This is a genomic window from Pseudomonas sp. ADAK2, from assembly GCF_012935755.1.
Classification (GTDB): Bacteria; Pseudomonadota; Gammaproteobacteria; order Pseudomonadales; family Pseudomonadaceae; genus Aquipseudomonas.
Window position 1 is genome coordinate 3,354,045 of the sequence record NZ_CP052862.1, and the last position, 19,385, is coordinate 3,373,429.

At 60.1% G+C, this 19,385-nt stretch carries 18 protein-coding genes; 10 read left to right on the plus strand and 8 right to left on the minus strand.

From position 1 onward, the window contains the following. Positions 1-26: 26 nt before the first annotated feature. The 3 genes from HKK52_RS15660 to HKK52_RS15670 all read left to right on the plus strand — a co-directional run bounded on the left by HKK52_RS15660 (position 27) and on the right by HKK52_RS15670 (position 2,983). Complete coding sequence (locus tag HKK52_RS15660; RefSeq protein ID WP_169374247.1) at positions 27-755, plus strand: amino acid ABC transporter ATP-binding protein; 729 nt, start codon at positions 27-29, stop codon at positions 753-755. A 45-nt stretch (positions 756-800) separates the two neighbouring features. Further along, a complete protein-coding gene (locus HKK52_RS15665) occupies positions 801-1,634 on the plus strand; it encodes a transporter substrate-binding domain-containing protein (protein WP_169371576.1) in 834 nt (277 codons plus the stop codon). A 65-nt stretch (positions 1,635-1,699) separates the two neighbouring features. Beyond that, a complete protein-coding gene (locus HKK52_RS15670; protein ID WP_169371577.1) occupies positions 1,700-2,983 on the plus strand; it encodes an NAD(P)/FAD-dependent oxidoreductase in 1,284 nt (427 codons plus the stop codon). A gap of 59 nt (positions 2,984-3,042) precedes the next feature. Here HKK52_RS15670 and trxB read toward each other — a convergent pair whose 3' ends face one another. Next, a complete protein-coding gene (trxB, locus tag HKK52_RS15675) occupies positions 3,043-4,005 on the minus strand; it encodes a thioredoxin-disulfide reductase (RefSeq protein ID WP_133838567.1) in 963 nt (320 codons plus the stop codon). Between the two features lie 315 nt (positions 4,006-4,320). On the opposite strand from trxB, the gene cysZ reads away from it, so the two are divergent. Continuing rightward, a complete protein-coding gene (cysZ, locus tag HKK52_RS15680) occupies positions 4,321-5,082 on the plus strand; it encodes a sulfate transporter CysZ (protein ID WP_169371578.1) in 762 nt (253 codons plus the stop codon). Positions 5,083-5,111: 29 nt separating this feature from the next. Further along, the gene (locus HKK52_RS15685; RefSeq protein WP_169371579.1) at positions 5,112-6,311 is read left to right on the plus strand and encodes a glycosyltransferase family 4 protein; all 1,200 of its coding nucleotides are present in this window, start codon (positions 5,112-5,114) and stop codon (positions 6,309-6,311) included. 115 nt (positions 6,312-6,426) lie between these two features. Here the strand turns inward: HKK52_RS15685 and HKK52_RS15690 are convergent, their stop codons facing one another. The 3 genes from HKK52_RS15690 to HKK52_RS15700 form a co-directional block, all read right to left on the minus strand. Continuing rightward, on the minus strand, positions 6,427-7,530 hold the full coding sequence (locus tag HKK52_RS15690) for an NADH:flavin oxidoreductase (protein ID WP_169371580.1): 1,104 nt from the start codon (positions 7,528-7,530) through the stop codon (positions 6,427-6,429). A gap of 186 nt (positions 7,531-7,716) precedes the next feature. Continuing rightward, complete coding sequence (locus tag HKK52_RS15695; RefSeq protein WP_169371581.1) at positions 7,717-8,199, minus strand: glutathione peroxidase; 483 nt, start codon at positions 8,197-8,199, stop codon at positions 7,717-7,719. 123 nt (positions 8,200-8,322) lie between these two features. Then, the gene (locus tag HKK52_RS15700; protein ID WP_008150718.1) at positions 8,323-8,808 is read right to left on the minus strand and encodes an FKBP-type peptidyl-prolyl cis-trans isomerase; all 486 of its coding nucleotides are present in this window, start codon (positions 8,806-8,808) and stop codon (positions 8,323-8,325) included. Between HKK52_RS15700 and HKK52_RS15705 the strand changes: the two genes are divergently transcribed. From HKK52_RS15705 to HKK52_RS15715, 3 genes are read left to right on the plus strand one after another with little or no spacing between them, the layout of a single operon-like run. Further along, a complete protein-coding gene (locus tag HKK52_RS15705; RefSeq protein ID WP_169371582.1) occupies positions 8,777-9,115 on the plus strand; it encodes a DUF3565 domain-containing protein in 339 nt (112 codons plus the stop codon). The two genes, HKK52_RS15700 and HKK52_RS15705, sit on opposite strands and share 32 nt — an antisense overlap. 60 nt (positions 9,116-9,175) lie before the next feature. Then, complete coding sequence (gene pta / locus HKK52_RS15710; protein WP_169371583.1) at positions 9,176-11,275, plus strand: phosphate acetyltransferase; 2,100 nt, start codon at positions 9,176-9,178, stop codon at positions 11,273-11,275. After that, a complete protein-coding gene (locus HKK52_RS15715; protein WP_169371584.1) occupies positions 11,276-12,178 on the plus strand; it encodes an acyltransferase in 903 nt (300 codons plus the stop codon). Between the two features lie 194 nt (positions 12,179-12,372). On the opposite strand, the gene cysN is transcribed toward HKK52_RS15715, so the two are convergent. The 3 genes from cysN to HKK52_RS15730 all read right to left on the minus strand — a co-directional run bounded on the left by cysN (position 12,373) and on the right by HKK52_RS15730 (position 16,203). Then, complete coding sequence (gene cysN / locus HKK52_RS15720; protein WP_169371585.1) at positions 12,373-14,271, minus strand: sulfate adenylyltransferase subunit CysN; 1,899 nt, start codon at positions 14,269-14,271, stop codon at positions 12,373-12,375. 9 nt (positions 14,272-14,280) lie between these two features. Then, positions 14,281-15,198 carry a sulfate adenylyltransferase subunit CysD gene (gene cysD, locus HKK52_RS15725; protein ID WP_054049875.1) on the minus strand — a complete coding sequence of 306 codons (918 nt, stop codon included), beginning with the start codon at positions 15,196-15,198 and terminating at the stop codon, positions 14,281-14,283. 246 nt (positions 15,199-15,444) lie between these two features. Continuing rightward, positions 15,445-16,203: a Nif3-like dinuclear metal center hexameric protein gene (locus HKK52_RS15730; protein WP_169371586.1), complete on the minus strand. Its 759-nt coding sequence runs from the start codon at positions 16,201-16,203 to the stop codon at positions 15,445-15,447. Between the two features lie 102 nt (positions 16,204-16,305). Here HKK52_RS15730 and algW point away from each other — a divergent pair, with 102 nt between their 5' ends. Both algW and HKK52_RS15740 read left to right on the plus strand, forming a co-directional pair. Further along, a complete protein-coding gene (gene algW, locus HKK52_RS15735) occupies positions 16,306-17,460 on the plus strand; it encodes a Do family serine endopeptidase AlgW (protein ID WP_169371587.1) in 1,155 nt (384 codons plus the stop codon). Between the two features lie 259 nt (positions 17,461-17,719). Then, positions 17,720-18,130: a hypothetical protein gene (locus HKK52_RS15740; protein ID WP_169371588.1), complete on the plus strand. Its 411-nt coding sequence runs from the start codon at positions 17,720-17,722 to the stop codon at positions 18,128-18,130. 201 nt (positions 18,131-18,331) lie between these two features. Here the strand turns inward: HKK52_RS15740 and hisC are convergent, their stop codons facing one another. Beyond that, entirely contained in the window at positions 18,332-19,384 is a 1,053-nt protein-coding gene (gene hisC, locus HKK52_RS15745; protein ID WP_169371589.1) for a histidinol-phosphate transaminase, read from the minus strand. Position 19,385 lies beyond the last annotated feature (1 nt).

Below are 19,385 nucleotides of genomic sequence, written 5' to 3' on the forward strand. Positions count from 1 at the left end.
CCCCTGCCGCGCAGACCAGCCCTTCCATGATTTCGATCACCGGCCTGAACAAGTGGTACGGCAATTTTCACGCCTTGCGTGACGTCGACCTGAACGTGGCCGCCGGGGAAATCCTCGTGGTGTGCGGGCCGTCGGGTTCGGGCAAATCGACGATGATCCGCTGCATCAATCACCTGGAAAACTTCCAGAAAGGCCACATCCAGGTCAACGGCATCACCCTCACCAGCGAGGCGGAAAGTGTCAGCGCGGTGCGCCGGGAAATCGGCATGGTGTTCCAGAGCTTCAACCTGTTCCCGCACCTAAGCGTGATGGACAACCTGACCCTGGCGCCGCAATTGGTGCAAGGCGTGTCGTCCGCCGAGGCTAAAAAACGCGCGCTGGTTTACCTCGAGCGCGTGCGGATTGCCGAGCACGCCCACAAATATCCGTCGCAATTGTCCGGCGGCCAGCAACAGCGCGTAGCGATTGCCCGGGCGCTGTGCATGAACCCAAAAGTGATGCTGTTCGATGAGCCGACCTCGGCGCTGGACCCGGAAATGGTCCACGAAGTGCTCGACGTCATGGGCGAACTGGCCACCGACGGCATGACCATGATTTGCGTGACCCACGAAATGGGTTTTGCCAGCAAAGTCGCCGACCGCGTGCTGTTCATGGACCAGGGCCAGGTCATCGAACAAGCCACCCCGGCCGATTTTTTCAACAACCCCCAGACCGAACGCGCGCAGAAATTCCTCTCGCAAATCATCGGTCACTGAGAACGGCTTTACCCCGCATAACAAAAACGAAAAGTGGAGATAAACATGCTCAGTAGAAAACATGCACTGACCCTCGCTGCCACCCTGTCGCTGTTGTTCGTCGGCGCCGCCAATGCCGGCGCGGTCCTGGACAAGATCGAGAGCAGCAAGACCCTGACCGTCGCGACCTCGGCGACCTGGCCACCCCAGGGTTTCATCAACGACAAGAATGAAATCGACGGTTTCGATATCGACGTCTCCAAAGAGATCGCCAAGCGCCTCGGGGTCGCAGTCAAGTTCATCACGCCGGACTGGGACGTGATCACCGCCGGTAAGTGGAACGGACGCTGGGACGTGTCCGTGGGCTCGATGACCGCCACCAAGAGTCGCTCGCGCATCCTCGATTTCCCCGGCACCTATTACTACGTGCCCTACGTCTTTGCCGTGCACGACAAATCCAAAGTCACCGACCACAAAGCGCTGAACGGCAAAACCATCGGCGTCGAAGGCGGCACCACGTCCGAGGACTATTTGAGCCAGGCGCTGGCCATTGAAACCACAGACGTGCCGCCGGTGGTGTATGACGTCAAAACCGAAAAAATGAAGACCTACTCCGGCTCCGTCGGCCCGCTGGACGATCTACGCCTGGGCGACGGCACGCGGCTGGATGCGATCCTCACCCAACGCAGCACCCTGGACGCGGCCGTCAAGAAAGGCTACCCGCTGCGCGCCGCCGACAACGCCGTGGCGTTCTACGAACCACTGGCCATTGCCACCGACAAGGGTGACCCGGAGCTGAGCGCCAAACTCAGTGAAATCGTGGGCGCGATGCACAAGGACGGCACGCTGACCAAGCTCTCTGACAAGTGGTACGGCGTCGATTATTCGACCATCAAGTAATCGCCTGAACCCTGCGGGAGCGAGCAGGCTCGCTCCCGCAAAAAACAATTCTTCAAGGATTGAACATGTCCTTTCCAACCACCTGGTACTCCCAAACCTCGCTGCCGCGCGCAGCCAGGCCAGCATTGAACAGTGATGAAACCTGCGACGTCTGCATCATCGGCGCCGGTATCGCCGGCCTCACGGCCGCCCTGGAACTGACCCGGCGCGGCAAACGGGTGATCATCCTCGAAGCCAACCAAGTGGCCTGGGGCGCGTCCGGGCGCAATGGCGGCGTGGTCTCGCCGGGCTGGGCGGAAGGCTCCGGCGCGATCCGCAAAAAACTCGGGTTGGAACAGACCAAGGCGTTGTTCTGGATGTCGGCCGAAGGCGTGGAGATCGTCCGCGACAACATCACCGAACTGGCTCTAGCCGGGTGCGCGCCGTCCGCCGGTACCATTCGGGTCAAGCGTTACGACGACGGCGCCGAAGTGAAAAACCACATCGAGACCATGCGCCGGGACTTCGGCTATGAACTCAATTTTCTCGACACCGCCCAGGTGCGCGAACGGGCGCACACCCTGCGTTACTTCCAGGGTGTCGAAGACCCCAACGCCCTGCATTTCCACCCCTTGAATTATTGCCTGGGCCTGGCCCTCGCCATCGAAGCGGCGGGGGGACGGATTTTCGAACACTCGAAAATGCTCGCCTGGCAGCACCAGGGCGCCGACAAAATCGTCCGAACCGCTCACGGCACCGTATGCTGCCAGGACCTGGTGTTCTGCGCCGGCGGCTACGGCGGCCCGGAATTGCAGAAGCTCAGCCGCGCCTACCTGCCCATCGCCACGTACGTGGTGCTGACCGAACACCTGGGCGACGGGATCAAGAACGTCCTCGACTCCGGCGCCGCGTTCTCCGATGACCGCCGCGCTTCGGACTATTACCGCGTGGTCGAAGGCGATCGCCTGCTCTGGGGCGGGCGCATCACCACCCGCAACGAACAGGATGAAAAAGCCCTGGCGGCGATGCTCAAGGCCGACATGGTCTCGGTCTATCCACAATTGGCTGCGGTCAAGATTGACCTGGCCTGGTCCGGCCTGATGGGCTACTCCACCAATAAAATGCCTAACCTGGGACTGCTGGAGCCGGGTGTATGGGCCTGCACTTCATTTGGTGGACACGGCTTGAACACCGGCTCCATTGGCGGCCGGGTGATCGCTGAAGCGGTGTGCGGAGAAAGTGCGCGGTATGAGCTGTTCAAGCCGTATCTGCTGGACTGGAACGGTGGCCCGTTCGGGAAGATTGCTGCCAATGCGATCTATCAGTCGTTGAAGGTCATGGATTTTGTTCAGGAGCGGTTGCGCGGCTGACCACATTTTCTGTGGGCACAAAAAAACCGGCCGAGGCCGGTTTTTTCATTTCAACGTTCTCAGAACTTGGCGTTCTGCAGGTCGTCGAGGTAGCGCTCGGCATCCAGTGCCGCCATGCAACCAGCGCCGGCCGAGGTGATGGCCTGGCGGTAAACGTGGTCCGCCACGTCGCCGGCGGCGAAGATACCTTCCAGGTTGGTGGCAGTGGCGTTGCCTTCACGGCCGCCATGCACCACCAGGTAGCCGTCTTTCAACGTCAGTTGGCCTTCGAACAGCGACGTGTTCGGGGTGTGGCCGATGGCGATGAACACGCCGTCCACGGTCAGTTCGTCAAAGCTGCCGTCGTTGTTCTTCAGGCGAGCACCGGTCACGCCCATGTTGTCGCCCAGGACTTCGTCCAGGTTCGAGTTCAACTTGAGGATGATCTTGCCTTCGGCAACCCGGGCGTTGAGCTTGTCGATCAGGATCTTCTCGGCGCGGAACGTTTCGCGACGGTGGATCAGGGTCACGGTGCTGGCGATGTTGGCCAGGTACAGCGCTTCTTCAACGGCAGTGTTACCGCCACCAACCACAGCCACTGGCTTGTTGCGATAGAAGAAACCATCGCAGGTCGCGCAGGCCGAAACGCCTTTGCCCATGAACGCTTCTTCCGACGGCAGGCCCAGGTAACGAGCGCTGGCGCCGGTGGCGATGATCAGGGCGTCGCAGGTGTAGGTCGCGCTGTCGCCGGTCAGGGTGTACGGCTTGGCGGCGAAGTCCACGGCATTGATGTGATCGAAGACGATCTCGGTTTCAAAGCGTTCGGCGTGCTCTTTCATCCGCTCCATCAGCGCCGGGCCGGTCAGGCCGTGGACGTCGCCCGGCCAGTTGTCGACTTCGGTGGTGGTGGTCAGTTGACCGCCAGCCTGCATGCCAGTGATCAGCAGTGGCTTGAGGTTGGCACGGGCGGCATAGACTGCGGCGCTGTAACCGGCAGGGCCGGAACCAAGAATAATCACTCGCGAATGACGGACTTCAGACATGACCTGCTCCTGTTGACCGGCCCGGATTACCTGGCGCGGAACGCCGGGTTGCCGGCGGGAATAAAAAAGGACTGTTGAAAGCACTTGGGGAAGGCTTGAGCTCGACAGTCCTGTAAAAAGAATGGGTGCAGCGTATCGAGGGGGCGAAGATTAAGGAAATACGGTTTAACAATCCAGCTCATAGGCGGTCTCTATCCCGATGCGGTGATTTTATAGACGCCTTTGTTACAGTGAATGTCGATGCTGCGACCGCGCTTTCGCCTGTGAGGCAAAGCCGGTAAGGTCGGCGCGTTTACCCCTTGCTCGGAGCACGCTATGCCCGCCCCTGTTCTGTCCGGCCCGCAATACCTGCGCGAAGGCCTCAAGCTGGTCCTGAGTCCGGGCCTGCGTTTGTTCGTCCTGTTGCCGCTGGCAATCAACCTGGTGCTGTTCGTCGGATTGATTTATCTCGCTGGGCATCAGTTCAGCATGTGGGTCGATACGCTGATGCCATCCCTGCCCGACTGGCTGAGTTTCCTCAGCTACATCCTCTGGCCGATTTTCGTGGTGCTGGTGGGATTCATGGTGTTCTTCACCTTCACCATGCTCGCCAACGTCATCGCCGCGCCGTTCAACGGCTTTCTCGCGGAAAAGGTCGAAGTGGTGGTGCGTGGCACCGACGATTTCCCGGCCTTCAGTTGGGGCGAGCTGATCGAAATGATCCCCCGGACCCTGGCCCGGGAAATGCGCAAACTCGGCTACTTCCTGCCGCGGGCGCTCGGCCTGTTCATTCTCTCGTTCATCCCGGTGGTCAACATCATCGCGGCGCCGTTGTGGCTGCTGTTCGGCGTATGGATGATGGCGATCCAGTACATCGACTACCCGGCGGACAACCACAAACTCGGCTGGAACGAGATGCTCGCCTGGCTGCGCCAGAAGCGCTGGCAGAGCATGAGTTTTGGCGGGATCGTCTATCTGGTGCTGCTGATTCCCGTGGTCAACATCCTGATGATGCCGGCCGCCGTGGCGGGTGCGACGCTGTTCTGGGTGCGTGAACGTGGCGCGGAAAACCTGGTGCCCCAGCGCGCGGCGTCATAAATCCATCATCGCACTGACACAATGACGACATGGCCTCAGCCGACACTGAGGTCATGACGACAGCTCTGCATATCACCCTGATCACCGAAACCTTCCCTCCTGAAATCAATGGCGTGGCCCATACCCTTGGCCGCTTGTGCGATGGATTGCGCGCGCGCGGGCATCAGGTCGAGCTGGTTCGACCGCGCCAGGGCAGTGATCGGCAGTTGGGCAGTGACGACGCATTGCTGCTGTGCCGCGGCTGGCCGCTGCCGGGTTATCCGGGGTTGCAGTGGGGTCAGTCGTCGATGCACAAGTTGCTGCGGCGCTGGAAACGCCATCGCCCCGACGTGCTGTACATCGCCACTGAAGGGCCGTTGGGGTTGTCGGCCTTGCGTGCCGCGCGGCGCCTGGGGATTTCGGTGGTCAGCGGCTTTCACACCAACTTCCAGCAGTACTCGAGCCAGTACGGGCTCGGCCTGCTGACGCGGCTGTTGACCCACTACCTGCGCTGGTTTCACAACCGCTCGACCCTCACCCTGGTGCCCAGCATCAGTCAGCGTCTGGAGCTGGAACGTCGGCAGTTCGAGCGCCTGGCGCTGTTGTCCCGGGGTGTCGACAGCCAACTGTTTCACCCGGCCAAACGCCTCGACGCACTGCGTGAGCAGTGGGGTCTGGCTGACGATGACATTGCCGTGATCCATGTCGGACGCCTGGCACCGGAGAAAAACCTGGGCTTGCTCAAGCGCAGCTTCGACGCACTGAAAAACACTTATCCACAGCGAAACCTGAAGCTGATCGTGGTCGGCGACGGGCCGCTGCGGGTGGCGTTGGAGAAGACCTTGCCCGAGGCGATCTTCTGCGGTTCACAGCGCGGCGAAGCCTTGGCCAGTCACTATGCATCAGGGGATGTCTTTCTGTTTCCGAGCCTGACCGAGACCTTCGGCAATGTGGTGCTTGAGGCGCTGGCCTCGGGGCTGGGCGTGGTGGCCTACGATATGGCGGCTGCGGGTCAGCACATTCGCCATGGCTACAACGGCGTATTGGCGATGCCGGGGGATGAGGAGGCGTTCTGCGAGGCGGCGCGGTGGTTGCTGGAGGAACGGGAAACCTTGCGTTGCGTGCGGCTGAATGCGCGCCAGCATGCGAGTCGTCAGGGGTGGGCGGCGATTATCGAGCAGTTTGAGGGGCAGTTGCGCGGGGCTTGTGTGCAAGAGCAACCATTGCCTGGTGCACCTTTATTGCCGTGAAAAGCATCGCGGGCAAGCCTTGCTCCTACCGGGTTGAGTTGTGTCGATAGGTTGTGATCGACATCAATCCTGTAGGAGCGAGGCTTGCCCGCGAAGAGGCCCTTCCAGTCGCGGCTTAAACCAGCGTCATCAACGCCTCACGGCTGAACGGCAGGATGTCTTCCTCCCGACCATCGCGCACTTTCTGCGCCCAGTCCGGGTCCACCAGCAGCGCACGACCTACGGCCACCAGGTCGAACTCATCGTTATTCAAACGCTCCAGCAGTTTTTCCAGACTGGCCGGTTGAGCGACCTTGTCGGTGTTGACCATGAACTGCAGGAACTCGCCATCCAGGCCAACGCTGCCCACGGTGATGGTCGGCTTGCCGGTGAGCTTGCGGGTCCAGCCAGCCAGGTTGAGTTCGGAACCGTCGAACTCCGGCTCCCAGAAACGCCGCGTCGAGCAGTGGAAAATGTCCACGCCGGCGTCGGACAACGGCTTGAGAAATTCGCCCAACGCTTCCGGGGTTTGTACCAGACGCGCGGTGTAGTCCTGCTGCTTCCACTGGGAGAAACGGAAGATGATCGGGAAGCCTTCGCCCACCGCCGCACGCACGGCCTGGATCAATTCGATGGCGAAACGCGAACGGTTAGCCAGGCTGCCGCCATATTCGTCGGTGCGCTGGTTGGTGCCTTCCCAGAAGAACTGGTCCACCAGATAGCCGTGGGCGCCGTGGATTTCCACGCCGTCCATGCCGATGCTTTGCGCGTCTTTGGCAGACTGCGCGAACGCAGCGATCACGTCCTGGATATCCTGTTTGGTCATGCCGTGAACCACGACCTGACCGTCCTTCAATTTTTCCGATGGGCCGTAACCCGGAACGCTGGCATCCGGCTCAGTGCCGATGCGACGCACACTGCCCACGTGCCACAGCTGCGGAACGATCTTGCCGCCTTCGGCGTGTACGGCGTCGACGACTTTCTTCCAGCCGGCCAGCGCGGCTTCACCGTAGAAATGCGGCACGTTCGGGTAGCCGTTGGAGGCCTTGTGGCCGACGGTGGTGCCTTCGGTGATGATCAGGCCCACGCCACCAGCGGCGCGGCGGCGGTAGTACTCGATCACTTTGGAGTTCGGTACGCCGCCCGGGGAGAAAGAACGAGTCATCGGCGCCATGACGACGCGGGTCGGCAGTTCGAGGCTGCCGAGGTGGAACGGTTTGAACAGGGCTTTGACAGGCATGGGACGCTCCACGGGGACATGACTTTATGACGGCGATAATATGGAGAGTCGCAAGGCTTGAACAGCACTATTGATTTGGGTGATTAAGAGTCAAAAGCAAAAGATCGCAGCCTTCGGCAGCTCCTACGCGGGAATGTGAACACCCATAGGAGCTGCCGAAGGCTGCGATCTTTTGATCTTGCGGAATCAGCTCAGCGCTTTTTCAATCGCATGAACAATCGTCGGATCATCCGGTGCGGTGCGCGGCGAAAAACGCGCCAGTACGCGGCCGTCCTTACCGAGCAGGAATTTCTCGAAGTTCCAGGTGATGTCCCCCGGAAACTCCGCGCCCTCGCCTGCCAGCAAACGGTACAGCTGATGACGCTCATGACCGTTGACTTCCAACTTGCTGGACAACGGAAAGCTCACGCCATAGTTGAGGCTGCAGAATTCCTGGATCTCTTGCTCGGTGCCCGGTTCCTGTCCGGCAAACTGGTTGCACGGCAAGCCCAGCACGCTGAAACCTTTATCCTTGAATTGCTGATAGAGGTTTTCAAGTGCCGCGTACTGTGGGGTCAATCCACATTTGGAGGCAACGTTGACCACCAGCACGACTTGCCCCTTGAAGGGCGCCAGAGGTAGCTCCTGACCATCCAGGGCTGTCAATTTAAGGTCGTGGAAAGCACTCATGACGAACTCCAAATTCCCGTGTTCTTCTCGAAACAGCCACTTGGCGGCGTCGCCTGGGACAGCCGCGGACTAAAAAAGGCGCCCTCGGGCGCCTCTCCAGTTCTCTGAGCTTAGCGCAGAAAATCAGTGGTGATGGCCACCTTCGCCATGGACGTGACCATGAGCGATTTCTTCCTGGCTGGCGTCACGGATGTCGATGATCTTGACCTGGAAATTCAGGCGCTGACCGGCCAACGGGTGGTTGCCGTCGACGGTGACGTCGTCGCCGTCCAGGTCGCGGATGGTGACAATTTGCATCTGGCCGTCCGGCGCGGAAGCGTGGAACTGCATGCCCACTTCCAGTTCGTCGACGCCTTCGAACATGCTGCGGCTCAGGGTGCTGACCAGTTCGGCAGCGTATTCGCCGTAGGCATCTTCAGGTTCAACGGCGACGGTCAGTTCGTCACCGACGGTTTTGCCTTCCAGAGCTTTTTCCAGGCCCGGGATGATGTTACCTGCGCCTTGCAGGTAAACCAGCGGCGCGCCGCCGGCGGAGCTGTCGATGACCTCACCAGCGTCGTTGGTCAGGGTATAGTCGATGGAGACAGCCTTATTGGCGGCGATCAGCATGGGGCGAGACCTTTTGCAGAAGAATATAGAAAGACCCAGTTTAGCGAAGCAATCGCCCGAAAGCGAACACAACCCGGACAGACGGATTGCCATGAAACCCTCAACGGTCACAGGCTTCCATCAGGACGAGGACGGCCATTGGGTCGCCGAGCTTTCCTGTGGCCACACCCAAAACCTGCGCCATCAGCCGCCATGGCAATCCCGGGCCTGGGTCCAGGACCCGGTGCAGCGTATTGAAAAAATAGGCCAGCCCTTTGATTGCGGTTGGTGCGCACAAGGCTCGGTTAGCGATAACCTTGGCGACTGAATTTCGGTAGATCGTCAGTTATAGATGATCACCACTGCCATGCACCTCCAGAGAATTCGCATGCAAACTTTTTTTATCGCGCCCACCGATTTTGGTGTGGGTCTGACCTCCATCAGCCTCGGGCTGGTGCGCACCCTTGAGCGAGCCGGCCTCAAAGTCGGCTTTTTCAAACCGATTGCCCAGCCGCATCCGGGCGACACCGGCCCTGAGCGCTCCACTGAACTGGTGGCGCGCACTCACGGCCTCAAGCCGCCGCAACCCCTGGGCCTGGCCCACGTGGAGCGCATGCTTGGCGACGGACAGCTGGACGAATTGCTCGAAGAAATCATCACCCTCTATCAGCAAGCGGCCGTCGGCAAAGACGTGCTGGTGGTCGAAGGCATGGTCCCGACCCGCAGTGCCAGCTACGCCGCACGGGTCAATCTGCACTTGGCCAAAAGCCTCGATGCCGACGTGATCCTGGTCTCGGCACCGGAAAGCGAAGCCCTGACCGAACTGTCCGGCCGGGTGGAATTGCAGGCGCAATTGTTCGGCGGGCCAAAAGACCCGAAAGTCCTCGGCGTGATCCTCAACAAGGTCAAGACCGACGAAAGCATGGAGGCCTTCGCCTCGCGCCTGAAGGAGCATTCGCCGTTGCTGCGTACCGGCGATTTCCGCCTGCTCGGCTGCATCCCATTCCAGCCGGAACTGAATGCACCGCGCACCCGCGACGTGGCGGACCTGATGGGCGCGCAGATTCTCAATGCCGGCGACTACGAAACCCGGCGCATGACCAAAATCATCATCTGCGCCCGCACCATGCGCAACACCGTGGAACTGCTCAAGCCCGGCGTGCTGGTGGTGACTCCCGGCGACCGTGACGACATCATCCTCGCCGTCAGCCTCGCCGCCATGAACGGCGTGCCCCTGGCCGGCCTGTTGCTGACCAGCGACACCCTGCCCGACCCACGGATCATGGACCTCTGTCGCGGCGCCTTGCAGGCCGGCCTGCCGGTGTTGTCGGTGAGCACCGGCTCCTACGACACCGCCAACCAGTTGAATGGCCTGAACAAGGAAATCCCGATCGATGATCGCGAGCGAGCGGAGATCATCACCGACTTCGTCGCCAGCCACCTCGACGCCAAATGGCTGCACCAGCGTTGCGGCACGCCACGGGAAATGCGCCTGTCACCGGCGGTTTTCCGCTATCAATTGATCCAGCGCGCCCAGGCCGCCAACAAACGCATCGTCTTGCCCGAAGGCAGCGAGCCGCTGACCGTGCAAGCCGCGGCGATCTGTCAGGCGCGCGGCATCGCCCGATGCGTGTTGCTGGCCAAACCGGCCGACGTCGAAGCCGTCGCCCGCGCCCAAGGCATCGAGTTGCCGCCGGGCCTGGAGATTCTCGACCCGGACCTGATTCGCGGTAACTACATCGAACCAATGGTGGCCCTGCGCAAGAGCAAAAGCCTCAACGCGCCGATGGCCGAGCAGCAACTGGAAGACACCGTGGTGATCGGCACCATGATGCTGGCGCTGGATGAAGTCGATGGCCTGGTGTCCGGGGTCATTCACTCCACCGCCAACACCATCCGCCCGGCCCTGCAGCTGATTAAAACGGCGCCGGGCTGCACCCTGGTGTCGTCGGTGTTCTTCATGCTCTTCCCCGAGGAAGTGCTGGTCTACGGCGACTGCGTGATGAACCCGCACCCGAGCGCCAGCGAACTGGCCGAGATTGCGCTGCAAAGCGCCGACTCGGCCGCCGCGTTCGGCATCACTCCACGCGTAGCGATGATCAGTTACTCCAGCGGTGAATCTGCCAGCGGCGAAGAAGTCGAGAAAGTCCGTGAAGCGACGTTGCTCGCCCACGAACAACAGAACTCGCTGCTGATCGACGGCCCGTTGCAGTACGACGCCGCCGCCAACGAAACCGTGGCCCGGCAACTGGCGCCGAACAGTCAGGTGGCCGGTCGCGCCACGGTGTTTGTGTTCCCCGACCTGAACACCGGCAACACCACTCACAAAGCCGTGCAGCGCAGCGCCGATTGCGTCAGCCTCGGCCCGATGCTGCAAGGCTTGCGCAAACCGGTGAACGACCTGCCGCGCGGCGCGCAAGTCGATGACATCGTCTACACCATCGCGTTGACCGCGATTCAAGCTGCCAACCGACCTATGGATCTTTAAATGCTGGCTTTCCTCCCTGCCCCCGTACGCGGCGTCATCGCCTCGCTGCTGTTGGCCCTGAACACGATTTTGCTGTGCTCGTTCCTGTTCATCGTGGCGCTGTTCAAAGTGCTGCCCTTCGCCCTGACCCAGCGTTTCACCCGCTGGCTGATGAGCCACACCCATGAAGCCTGGATCAGCAACAACAAGGCCTGGATGAACCTGGTTTGCCGCACTCGCTGGCATCTCAGCGGCCTTGAAGGGCTGGACTATCAGCACTCGTACCTGATCACCAGCAACCACCAGAGCTGGGTCGACATCATGGTCCTGCAATACGTGCTCAACCGCCGTATCCAGCCGCTGAAATTCTTTCTCAAGCAAGAGCTGATCTGGGTCCCGGTGATTGGCCTGGCCTGGTGGGCGCTCGGTTTTCCGTTCATGAAGCGTTACTCCAAGGCCTATCTGGAAAAGCACCCGGAGAAGAAAGGCAAAGACCTGGAAACCACCCGCAAGACTTGCGACAAGTTCCGCAATAGCTCAGTGGGGATTTTCAACTTCGTCGAAGGCACGCGGTTTACCGAGGGTAAGCATGCGCAGCAGAAATCGCCGTTCAAGCATCTGCTCAAGCCCAAGGCCGGCGGCATTGCGTTTGTTCTGGATGCGATGGGGGAACAGCTTGAGTCCATCGTCAACGTGACCATTCACTACCCCGCTGGCCGCCCAGGTTATTGGGATCTGCTCTGTGGGAACGTGAAGGACGTGGTGGTGCATTTCCAGGAGCTGAAGATTCCGCCTCAGTTTATTGGCAAGAACTACGATCAGGACGGCGAGTACCGCTTGCAGTTTCAGGGCTGGATCAATCAGCTGTGGGAAGACAAGGATGCGTTGCTGGCGCAGATGCATCGGGAGTATCCGGCGAAGTAATCCGGCGCCTGTTAACTGATCGTTCCCACGCGGAGCGTGGGAATGCCGCCCGGGACGCTCCGCGTCCCTTCGCAGGCGTGACGCAGAGCGTCACAGGATGCGTTCCCACGCGGAGCGTGGGAACGATCATCACCAGACACAAAAAAACCCGCCGATGATCACTCATCGGCGGGTTTTTTATGAACGGCTAACGCTTAGATCGCGCCGCGGCTACGCAGCAGATCCAGCACTTGCTTGACGCTTTCTTCCAGCGACAGCGACTGGGTATCGACCACAAGGTCGGCGTCCAGCGGCACGTCGTACGGGAAGGAGTCGCCCGGGATGTTGTCGCCAGCGGCGGCGTACAGCCCTTGCGGATCACGCTCGGCGCAGACCGTCGGCGAGGCCTGGACGTAGACCGTCAGCAGACGCTCCTTGCCGATCAGGTCCTTGGCCTGTTCACGCCCTTCAGCACTCGGCGCAACGAATGCCGCCAGCGTCAGCAGGCCCGCTTCATTGAACTGACGCGCCACATGCGCCGCACGACGCCAGTTCTCGGTACGCCCGGCACGATCCTGCGGCAGACCTTTGTTCAGGTCATGACGCAGGTTCTGGCCATCCAGTACGAACACCGCACGACCCAAGTCGAACAGCTTGCGTTCAACCGCATAAGCCAAGGTGCTTTTGCCCGCGCCGGACAAACCGCTGAACAACACGGTGGCCGGTTGCTGGCCAAAGCGCTGGGCGCGTTCTTCAGTAGCGACGTGCGCCAATTTGCCGTGGTGCGTGCTGCCGCCATGAGCCGATGGCTGAGCGATGATCATGCCGGCCGCGACGGTGCCGTTGGTCAAGCGATCGATGACGATGAACGAACCGGTGGTGCGGTTGCTCGCGTAACCGTCCAGCGCGATGGCGGCGTCGAGGCTGACCTTGACCCGGCCGATCTCGTTCAGGTTCAGCGAACTGGCCGGACCTTCTTCCAGGGTGTTCACGTCAACGCGGTTGACGATGCTGGTAATCGAACCCGGCACGTAGGACGTGGCGCGCTTGATGTCGTATTTCTTGCCCGGCAGCATCGGTTCTTCAGCCATCCACACCAGCATGGCGTCGAAGGCATCCGTCACTTGCGGCAGGTTGTCGGCGTGCACCAGCAAGTCGCCGCGGGAGATGTCGATCTCGTCTTCCATGGTCAGCGTCACCGCTTGGCCAGGACCGGCATGCTCCAGTTCACCTTCAAAGGTGACGATGGATTTCACCCGGCTGCTCTTGCCCGAAGGCAGGACCACGACTTCGTCGCCCTTGTGCACGATGCCGCTGGCCAGGGTGCCGGCGAAACCACGGAAGTTCAGGTTCGGACGGTTGACGTACTGCACCGGGAAACGCAGGTCGGTGTAGTTACGGTCGTTGGCGATCTCGACGGTCTCGAGAATTTCCATCAGCGACTGGCCGGTGTACCACGGCGAACGCTCGGACTTGTTCACCACGTTGTCGCCTTTCAGGGCAGACATCGGCACGAAGGCCATGGTGGTCGGCTTGAACGCGATGCCTTCAGCGAACTTCAGGTAATCGGCCTTGATCGACTCGAACACGCTTTCGTCGAAGCCGTTGAGGTCCATCTTATTGATGGCGACCACGATGTGCTTGATGCCGAGCAACGAGGCAATGAAGCTGTGGCGACGGGTCTGGGTCTGCACGCCGTAGCGGGCGTCGACCAGAATGATCGCCAGGTCACAAGTGGATGCACCGGTGGCCATGTTGCGGGTGTACTGCTCATGGCCAGGGGTATCGGCGATGATGAATTTGCGCTTGGCGGTGGAGAAATAGCGGTAGGCGACATCAATGGTGATGCCCTGCTCCCGCTCGGCCTGCAAGCCGTCGACCAGCAATGCCAGGTCGATGTCTTCACCGGTGGTGCCGACTTTTTTCGAGTCGCGGGTAATGGCTTCCAGGTGATCTTCGTAGATCATCTTGGAGTCGTGCAGCAGGCGCCCGATCAGGGTGCTCTTGCCGTCATCGACGTTGCCACAGGTCAGGAAGCGCAGCATTTCCTTGCGTTCGTGCTGGCCCAGGTAGGCGAGGATGTCCTCGCTGATCAAATCAGATACGTGCGACATGACAACCCCTTAGAAATAACCCTGACGTTTCTTTTCTTCCATCGAGCCTGCGCCATCGTGGTCGATGACCCGGCCCTGGCGTTCGGAAGTTCGCGTCAGGAGCATTTCCTGAATGATGTCGGTCAGGCTGGTCGCCTCGGACTCGACCGCACCGGTCAACGGGTAGTCGCCGAGCGTGCGGAAGCGCACCTTTTTCTTGACGATGCGCGCCTTGTCTTCGTCGCTCAGGTGATTGAGCAGGCGTTCGTCGTCGATCATGATCCAGGTGCCGTTCATCTCGATAACGTCGCGCTCGGCGGCGAAATACAGCGGCACAATCGGGATGCCTTCGAGGTAGATGTACTGCCAGATGTCCAGTTCGGTCCAGTTCGACAACGGGAACACACGAATGGATTCGCCCTTGTTGACGTTGCCGTTGTACACGTTCCACAACTCTGGACGCTGGTTTTTCGGGTCCCAGCGGTGCTTGGTGTCGCGGAAGGAATACACGCGCTCTTTGGCACGGGACTTCTCTTCATCGCGGCGCGCACCGCCGAAAGCAGCGTCGAAACCGTACTTGTCGAGGGCTTGTTTCAGGCCTTCGGTTTTCATGATGTCGGTGTGCTTGGCGCTGCCGTGGGTCAGCGGGTTGATGCCCTGCGCGACGCCATCGGGGTTGACGTGGACGATCAGGTCCAGGCCCAGTTCTTCGACCATGCGATCGCGGAATGCGTACATTTCCTGGAACTTCCACCGGGTGTCGACGTGCATCACCGGGAACGGCAGCTTGCCCGGGAAAAATGCCTTGCGCGCAAGGTGCAGCATCACGGCGGAGTCTTTACCGACGGAGTACAGCATCACCGGGTTATCGAACTCGGCGGCGACCTCGCGGATGATGTGGATGCTTTCGGCCTCCAGCTGTTTCAGATGCGTCAGTTTGTCGACCATGGCTACTCACGAAAACGATCTTATGGACGGCCAGCGGGCCGTGTTCGAGCGGGGAATCCTAGCACAGCGCCCCCTTCTAATCAGGACGCCAACTAGATCGAAAGGGTATATGAATATACCCCCTCGTTTGGGCTGTGATCCCTGTAGGAGCGAAGCTTGCCCGCGAAGAACGATTACGGGATGCATCAGGTAGACCGCGTTATCGTTCTTCGCGGGCAAGCCTCGCTCCTACAGGGGATCACGATCTCAGATCGGATTCGGGCAATCGATGAAGATGTGCTCCAACGCAAACCGCCGCGCCAGGTAATCACCCAGCGCCTGCACGCCGTAGCGCTCGGTGGCGTGATGCCCGGCGGCGATGAAGCTGATGTCGTTTTCCCGGGCGCTGTGGAAAGTCTGTTCGGACGCTTCGCCGCTCAGGTACAGATCAACACCCGCAAGAACAGCTTGATCGATATAGCCCTGGCCACCACCGGTGCACCAGCCAACCCGACGAATCATCTCGCTGCCTTCAATCAGCAACGGTTCGCGCCCCATGACTTCCTGCACCCGACGGGCAAAGTCCCGGGGACTCATCGGTTCGCTCAGCGAGCCGACCAGGCCGACGACTTTCAGGTTGTCGGGGTCCAGCGGGCCTTCGACGGTGATGTCCAACTGACGCGCAAGCTGCACGTTGTTGCCGACATCCGGGTGCAGGTCCAGCGGCAAGTGATACGACAGCAAACTGATGTCGTGCTTGAGCAGGGTTTTCAACCGGCGCTGCTTCATGCCGGTGATGCACGGGTTCTCGCCCTTCCAGAAATAACCGTGATGCACCAGCACCAGATCAGCCTTGGCGTCCACCGCAGCATCTAATAATGCCTGGCTGGCGGTGACGCCGCTGACGATGCGCATCACTTGCGGACGGCCTTCGACCTGCAAGCCATTTGGGCAGTAGTCGGCGATCTTTGAACTGTTAAGGTAACGGTCGGCTTCTTCGACCAGGGTGCTCAGGGCGACGGCCATAAAAGACTCCTAAATATCCCGTTCAGAGGCGCGCTCGCCTCGTATAATGCGCGACATTATGGGCGGTCTCATACCACCTGCAACCTTTCCAGGACTTGCTTAATGCTTAAGGCGCTGCGTTTTTCCGGCTGGCCGCTGTTGGCCGGCGTGCTTATCGCTCTGTTGATAATCCAGCGTTACCCGCAGTGGGTCGGGCTTCCGAGCCTCGACGTCAACCTTCAGCAAGCCCCGCAAACAACCAGCGTGCAGCAAGGGCCAGTGTCCTATGCCGATGCTGTGGTGATTGCCGCGCCGGCAGTGGTCAACCTCTACACGACCAAAGTCATCAATAAACCCAATCATCCACTGTTCGAAGATCCGCAGTTCCGCCGCTTCTTCGGCGACAACTCGCCCAAGCAGAAACGCATGGAATCAAGCCTGGGCTCCGGCGTGATCATGAGCCCGGAAGGCTACATCCTGACCAATAACCATGTGACCACTGGTGCCGACCAGATTGTCGTGGCGCTCAAGGATGGCCGTGAGACCCTGGCTCGAGTGATCGGCAGCGATCCGGAAACCGACCTTGCAGTATTGAAGATCGACCTGAAAACCCTGCCAGCGATCACCATCGGGCGTTCCGACAACATTCGCATCGGTGACGTCGCGCTGGCCATCGGCAACCCGTTCGGTGTCGGCCAGACCGTAACCATGGGCATCATCAGTGCCACCGGGCGTAACCAGTTGGGCCTGAACAACTACGAAGACTTCATCCAGACCGACGCCGCGATCAACCCCGGCAACTCCGGCGGCGCGCTGGTGGATGCCAACGGCAACCTGACCGGCATCAACACCGCGATCTTCTCCAAGTCCGGTGGCTCCCAAGGCATCGGCTTCGCGATCCCGGTCAAACTGGCGATGGAAGTGATGAAGTCGATCATCGAACACGGCCAGGTGATTCGTGGCTGGCTCGGGATTGAAGTGCAGCCGCTGACCCAGGAACTGGCGGAATCGTTTGGCCTGTCCGGGCGTCCGGGTATTGTCGTTGCGGGGATTTTCCGTGACGGCCCGGCACAGAAGGCCGGCCTGCAACTCGGTGATGTGATTCTCAGCATCGACGGCGAACCGGCCGGCGATGGCCGCCGCTCGATGAACCAGGTGGCGCGGATCAAACCGACCGACAAGGTTTCGATTCAGGTGATGCGTAACGGCAAGGAACTGAAGCTGAGCGCAGAGATCGGTTTGCGTCCGCCGCCGGCGCCGGTGAAAGAAGAAGAATAACCAGCCTCGACTGATCGTTCCCACGCTCTGGTGGGAACGATCATGTGTAGGAGCGAGGCTTGCCCGCGAAGGCGTCAGTTCAGTCAGCGATGATGTCGACTGACCGACCGCCTTCGCGGACCTCGCTCCTACAGGTATTAGAACTCCTTCCGTTTATTCCAAAACAGCCTTTCCCACTGTTATTTCTGACAGTAGCCCCTTTAGAAACCTCTATTTAACGTAAGTGGCACTTACCCACTTTCTATCAGAGGAACTTCTAATGTCGAAAACTTTCCGCCATATCGACCCACAAGATCTAAAAAAAGCAGAGCCTGCGGACGGCGAATTGACTGCACAAGTAGCAGGCGAAGAGGAATTCGTGGCCACGGCTGTTTATCACGCCGCCTCCTGGATCGTCGGAAACAAAGAGGATTCGCCCAAAAATTCATTTGTTGCGCTTAGCTACCCTGACACCGCCGAGGAAGGTCTAAATAAATTCACTTATAACAAGGGTTCCCTGATGTATCCCGTCGTTTGGGAATTCAACCTGAACGGCGTTTCCAGAGACGCAGAAACGGGGACTCTAAACATCACAATCAATAGCCCCCTCAAGCAGTACTCCGGGCACTTTACCTTCGTACTCGACGACGGCAAGGAACTGAAGGGCAATTTCAATTTCATCAAGCGTTGATAAACTTTATTGATAGACAGTCTTGGAGACTGGCCCGCATCCACCGCCGGCACCGGTCAAGGAAGAAGAATAACCAGCCCCGACTGATCGTTCCCACGCTCTGCGTGGGAATGTATCCCGTGACGCTCCGCGTCACAGCGGACGCAGAGCGTCCATGGCGGCATTCCCACGCAGAGTGTGGGAACGATCATCGGTGTTGGTTTAGAGGTCGCCGAGGCCGTCAATCAAGGCTTGGTTCTGCTCTGGCGTGCCGATGGATATCCGCAGGAACTGGGCAATCCGCTCCTGCTTGAAGTGCCGAACGATCACGCCCTGCTCACGCAACTTCGCCGCCAAGCCAGCCGCATCATGCTGCGGGTGCCGAGCGAAAATGAAGTTGGCCGCTGACGGCAAGACTTCAAAGCCCTTCCCTTCCAACTGCGCGACAACCTTCTCGCGATTCTCGATCACCAAGCGGCAAGTCTTGTCGAAGTACTCGCGATCCTCGAACGCCGCCGCTGCCCCGACATTCGCCAGGCGATCCAGCGGGTAGGAGTTGAAGCTGTTCTTGATCCGCTCCAGCGCCTCGATCAAGTCCGGGTGCCCCACCGCCAGACCGACTCGCAGGCCCGCCAATGAGCGGGACTTGGACAAGGTCTGGGTCACCAGCAGGTTCGGGTAACGGTCCACCAGGCTGATCGCGGTTTCGCCGCCGAAGTCGATATAGGCTTCATCGACCACCACCACCGAATCCGGGCTGGCCTTGAGGATCTGCTCCACGGCGTCCAGCGCCAGCAGGCAACCGGTCGGTGCGTTCGGGTTGGGGAAGATGATCCCGCCGTTCGGCTTGGCGTAGTCCGCCGGGTTGATCTGGAACTGGGCGTCCAGCGGCACTGCATCGAACTGGATGCCGTACAACCCGCAGTACACCGGGTAGAAGCTGTAGCTGATGTCCGGGAACAGCACCGGATTGTCGTGTTGCAACAAGCCGTGAAAAATGTGCGCCAGGACTTCGTCGGAACCGTTGCCGAGGAACACCTGGTTGCTTTGTACGCCGTAGTACTTGGCCACCGCGTTCTTCAGCAGATCGCTGTTCGGGTCCGGGTACAGGCGCAGGTTGTCGTTCAGTTCGGTCTGCATCGCCGCCAAGGCTTTTGGCGATGGGCCGTACGGGTTTTCGTTGGTGTTGAGCTTCACCAGTTTCGCCAGTTTCGGCTGCTCGCCCGGCACGTAAGGCACCAGATCCTTGACGAACGGGCTCCAGAATTTACTCATG

What these genes read in the sequence shown, in the direction of transcription:
- HKK52_RS15660 (WP_169374247.1), top strand. Translation starts at nt 27, where the DNA reads ATGATTTCGATCACCGGCCTGAACAAGTGGTACGGCAATTTTCACGCC.
- HKK52_RS15665 (WP_169371576.1), top strand. Translation starts at nt 801, where the DNA reads ATGCTCAGTAGAAAACATGCACTGACCCTCGCTGCCACCCTGTCGCTG.
- HKK52_RS15670 (WP_169371577.1), top strand. Translation starts at nt 1,700, where the DNA reads ATGTCCTTTCCAACCACCTGGTACTCCCAAACCTCGCTGCCGCGCGCA.
- trxB (WP_133838567.1), bottom strand. Translation starts at nt 4,005, where the DNA reads ATGTCTGAAGTCCGTCATTCGCGAGTGATTATTCTTGGTTCCGGCCCT.
- cysZ (WP_169371578.1), top strand. Translation starts at nt 4,321, where the DNA reads ATGCCCGCCCCTGTTCTGTCCGGCCCGCAATACCTGCGCGAAGGCCTC.
- HKK52_RS15685 (WP_169371579.1), top strand. Translation starts at nt 5,112, where the DNA reads ATGGCCTCAGCCGACACTGAGGTCATGACGACAGCTCTGCATATCACC.
- HKK52_RS15690 (WP_169371580.1), bottom strand. Translation starts at nt 7,530, where the DNA reads ATGCCTGTCAAAGCCCTGTTCAAACCGTTCCACCTCGGCAGCCTCGAA.
- HKK52_RS15695 (WP_169371581.1), bottom strand. Translation starts at nt 8,199, where the DNA reads ATGAGTGCTTTCCACGACCTTAAATTGACAGCCCTGGATGGTCAGGAG.
- HKK52_RS15705 (WP_169371582.1), top strand. Translation starts at nt 8,777, where the DNA reads ATGGAGACAGCCTTATTGGCGGCGATCAGCATGGGGCGAGACCTTTTG.
- HKK52_RS15700 (WP_008150718.1), bottom strand. Translation starts at nt 8,808, where the DNA reads ATGCTGATCGCCGCCAATAAGGCTGTCTCCATCGACTATACCCTGACC.
- pta (WP_169371583.1), top strand. Translation starts at nt 9,176, where the DNA reads ATGCAAACTTTTTTTATCGCGCCCACCGATTTTGGTGTGGGTCTGACC.
- HKK52_RS15715 (WP_169371584.1), top strand. Translation starts at nt 11,276, where the DNA reads ATGCTGGCTTTCCTCCCTGCCCCCGTACGCGGCGTCATCGCCTCGCTG.
- cysN (WP_169371585.1), bottom strand. Translation starts at nt 14,271, where the DNA reads ATGTCGCACGTATCTGATTTGATCAGCGAGGACATCCTCGCCTACCTG.
- cysD (WP_054049875.1), bottom strand. Translation starts at nt 15,198, where the DNA reads ATGGTCGACAAACTGACGCATCTGAAACAGCTGGAGGCCGAAAGCATC.
- HKK52_RS15730 (WP_169371586.1), bottom strand. Translation starts at nt 16,203, where the DNA reads ATGGCCGTCGCCCTGAGCACCCTGGTCGAAGAAGCCGACCGTTACCTT.
- algW (WP_169371587.1), top strand. Translation starts at nt 16,306, where the DNA reads ATGCTTAAGGCGCTGCGTTTTTCCGGCTGGCCGCTGTTGGCCGGCGTG.
- HKK52_RS15740 (WP_169371588.1), top strand. Translation starts at nt 17,720, where the DNA reads ATGTCGAAAACTTTCCGCCATATCGACCCACAAGATCTAAAAAAAGCA.
- hisC (WP_169371589.1), bottom strand. Translation starts at nt 19,384, where the DNA reads ATGAGTAAATTCTGGAGCCCGTTCGTCAAGGATCTGGTGCCTTACGTG.